1 protein-coding gene is annotated in these 3,900 nt (G+C 33.9%); it reads right to left on the bottom strand.

Annotated elements, in window-relative coordinates:
• Positions 1-3,900: S8 family serine peptidase (locus E7C97_RS09160; protein ID WP_316109015.1), on the bottom strand; the 3,900-nt coding region annotated here is incomplete at both ends.

Raw genomic sequence — 3,900 nt, 5'->3', positions numbered from 1 at the left:
AATTCTATTACATTCCCATAACTTGATGCATAGGGATATTCTGTTTTAGTTTCCTTATTTTTTTCAGGCATTCTAATCTTCGTTTCAGCTTTTATCTGACCATCATCTTTAACAAAGAATCTCATATCTCCTGCAAAAGCTAATCCATCCACAATATCATTAATATTAGCGTATAAATCAAATGTCATCGTTTTTGAGTGGGAATCATACTTGGTCGTTTTGATTTCTATCGATTTATAATTATTGCCATAATATACCTTGGCATTTTTAGAAACATTACTTATCTTTCCAAGAATTTCAAAGTGTCCATCTTTAGACGGGCTTAAAATACCATAAATTTTTGATTTGATTTCGTCAAGTTTTTCAGTTTCATATTGTAAGGCACTACCATCGTCATAAGCAATGATATTTCCCTTATCATCGTATTTATAATCGTATTCCTCCGTTCTCTTACCAGTTTCACTTGTAAAGTCATCAACTTCTCTAAATTTCTTTTTAATGAGTTTCTTTAAGTCTTTACTTTCAAAATCTCTAATTGTTGAAATAGTTTTATGAATAGTCAAGCTAGATTTTTCTTCGATAGCTTCTTCATTTTCATGATGATGATGTTCTACCTCAGTTGTATCTTTTTTAAGACTATCCTCTTTTCTATTTTCTAAATTTTTAAATTTAGATTCGGCAATCTCTCCAAGCTTTTGATATTTAGATGAATCCTGATCAGGATCTACTAGATAATAGGAAATCATCCCCTTTTCATCAGCATGATCAGCAAATTTAATTCTATGAATCTTTGTGAAATTGCTAGAACCATCTAATGCAATGACTTCAATGATTTTTCCTCTTAAATCTCCTGCACCATTAATTTCATAAATGGTATTTCCGTCTTTGTCAAGTTTTCTATTTCTTCCTTGACCCTCACCTGCGTAAGTTACTTCAAGATTTTTCTCAACTTCTCCATCTTCATTAACAAGAGCGGCTCCTGCATACCAAACTTCGTTGGCAATCTCGTCAAATTTTTCAGGATGTTCTTTTTGATCTCTCGCAAATAGAGTTTCATTCTTATACCGATCTTTTACTCTATGATAAGTATCCTTTGTAATCAACTTAATTTTTTCGGGATTTGAAAAATCAACCGAAACAATCTTAGGTGCTGTGTTATCAATTTTTACAGGAATATAGGAAACCTGCCATGGATAATCTTTAGTTAATCTATATTTAAATTTATAGAAATATTGACCTTCTGCAATTGGTTCAAATTGACCTCTTATCCTAGTAGCTGGATCTTGGTTATCGTTACTCTCTGGTGCATTTTCTTCTCTACCTCTAGGGTTATAAATGAGTCCATCCCATTTCAAGTCACCCCAAACTTTTAATTTAGAAGATTTGATTCCCTTTGCATCATTTCTCTTAGAGTTTAAAATTCCTTTAATAAAGTGTTCTCTAGAAATGACTTTTAAGTCGATTTGATTTTCTCCCTCTTTATTTGTATTTACTATTGAAATCAATCCTTCTTCTGCACTTCTTAATACAAGTGGAGAAGGGGTTAATCCTCTCTCAAGTTGAGCATCTTGAGGATTTCCATTTGAATCTAAAGGATAAATTTTAGCAATATTAGAACCACTTGATGATGGTGCGTTGATCCCTTCGTTATTGAAAGCAAACAATTCTGGATTTTGATCTAGGGATGTTGTATTTTTATCTTTTCTATTTTGTATAACTCCTGCTGGATTAAATTTATCTATACCATGTTCTCCACCAATCCCCTTATTTAAGGTTCCTGGAATTTTTGGTTTACCATCATCATCATAACCTTCCATTGTTTTTGATTTTGAACCTTCTTCCCAGGCCCATTTATCAAGGATTGGTTCCTGGTTCCAATTCCCAGCAAATCCCATTAGAGGCATCGACAAAGAAGGTTGGAAATTTGTTTTCTTCCCATTGGAGTTTAGAGCTTCCATTTCTTCCACTGACTCAAAATGAATAAATGATTCTACAAATTTATTTTTGTTTTTAGCCTCTCCAACATTTATAACCGCATTTAAATCAAAGCTAGAATTTGGGCCTATAGTGAAAGTGTCATGCTCAAATGTAATATTTGCATCTTTTACTTTCTCTGGGTGAATTTCTGGAACAATTTGCTTCCCATCTGGAGATTTTTCATCTTTGTATGTTTCATCCAGTTTGAGTCTATCAGTTAGAGCATCTGTAGTTACCGCTGATGCTGAAACTTTAAAGGTTAAAGGTCTGTTTGATGTATTGTGAAGCTTAATTGTAAAGTATTTTTTATCTCCTTTTATTTCTTTAAGAGAAATAGAACCATAAGAGTTTACCAAACCTTTAGAATCTGTGTTTTTGAAAGTAGCTACAACTTCATTTCTCAAAGCATTGGCAACATTAATTAGACCTGCTCCCTGTTGTCTAGGTGATGCAAAGTATTGACTTTTTTCTTTCCAAGAAGTCGCATCCATCATAGGGCGTGCAGTATTTTGTAGGGCAATTTTTGTAAGACTTGTAAGATCTATTTTGTCATCTCCCTTAAGATTTTTCAACACAGGTCTTTCAAGCATTTCCTTTAACTTGGGTCTAATCAAAACAGTAGAAGCTGCTACGATTGGAGTTGCCATACTAGTCCCTGACATATAGCCATAAGTTGATTTACCATTAATGACATTAAGAGTAGATTTAATATTTTTACCTGGTGCTGAGACATCAGGCTTTAAAAGTAAATCTATTCTTGGCCCCCAAGATGTGGATCCTGCTGGTACTATGATATCTTCTTTATACAGTTCTTTGTCTGTGTCAGATGCAAACTTAAAGTCAATCTCTTTTTCGTCACCTACATTCGGTTTATTAGAATTATAGCTTGCCATATCAATTGGATAGTATTGCTCCAATTTATCTTTAAAATCATCCTTATTATTTCTTTTGACTTCAGTTTTTTTATCAGGGTTAATCATGTTCCATAACTTTACACCATCATCTCCTGAAATTGAGAAAACTTGACTAGTAGTTCCTTCATCCTCCTCATATCCCATAGCTGGGAGCTCTGTCCAATTATCTCTATTGTAGTAATTTACAGTATTTACAACCATAATGGCGCGTGCACCCTTATCCGTTGCTCGTTTAAAAGCATTTTTTAAATCCTTTGTATAAATTCTATCCATTACTGCAATTTTGCCCTTAAGATCCAATCCTATCAAATCTTGGTCTTGACCTTTGCCTATATATACAAATTTCAATTTACTAGGAGCTTTTGAACCATCTTCGTTTGTTATGATTTGATTCTTATCGAAAAAGGCCCCTATATTTCTGTATTTAAAACTTTCTCCTCCAATCTTAACTTTATCAAACTCAACTGTTTGATTTTTAGCAGAAGCAACTGCTATCGCATCTTCATGTGCTGCAGTTCGTGTTACATTTCTAGTGTCGGTCATTTTCAGATTATTATTTGCCACCAAATCCCATGAAGAACTTGAAGCAGAAGTTGCATAGTTACCCGTAGCTACAACCATTGGAATGCCTGCTTTTCTTAATGCTCTAATAGCTTGCCAATATTTCTCACCTACAAGACCTGTTCCTGTAAAGCCAGATGATACCGAAACAACATCGACATTGTGTTTGAGCGAATCTTCAATAGCATGAAACATTGTTTCATCCCCTGCGAACCCAGATCCTGCGTCAGAGTACATTTTATAAGAGAAGATCTGTGCATTAGGCGCAATTCCATCTATTCCGTTAAAGTTTTTAATATCTTTTTCAGTATCATTTCCTGCAAGAATCCCTGCAATATGCATCCCATGTGGATCAAAATAATCGCTTCCATCATCAGCTTTTTCTACAGTAATTTTACCACCATTATAATAATTGAAAGCATGAGGGATTTTATCACTCAACCAGAAA

The organism is Streptococcus sp. (assembly GCF_032481935.1).
Taxonomy (GTDB): Bacteria; Bacillota; Bacilli; order Lactobacillales; family Streptococcaceae; genus Streptococcus.
This window is presented reverse-complemented; position numbering and strand designations above follow the sequence as displayed.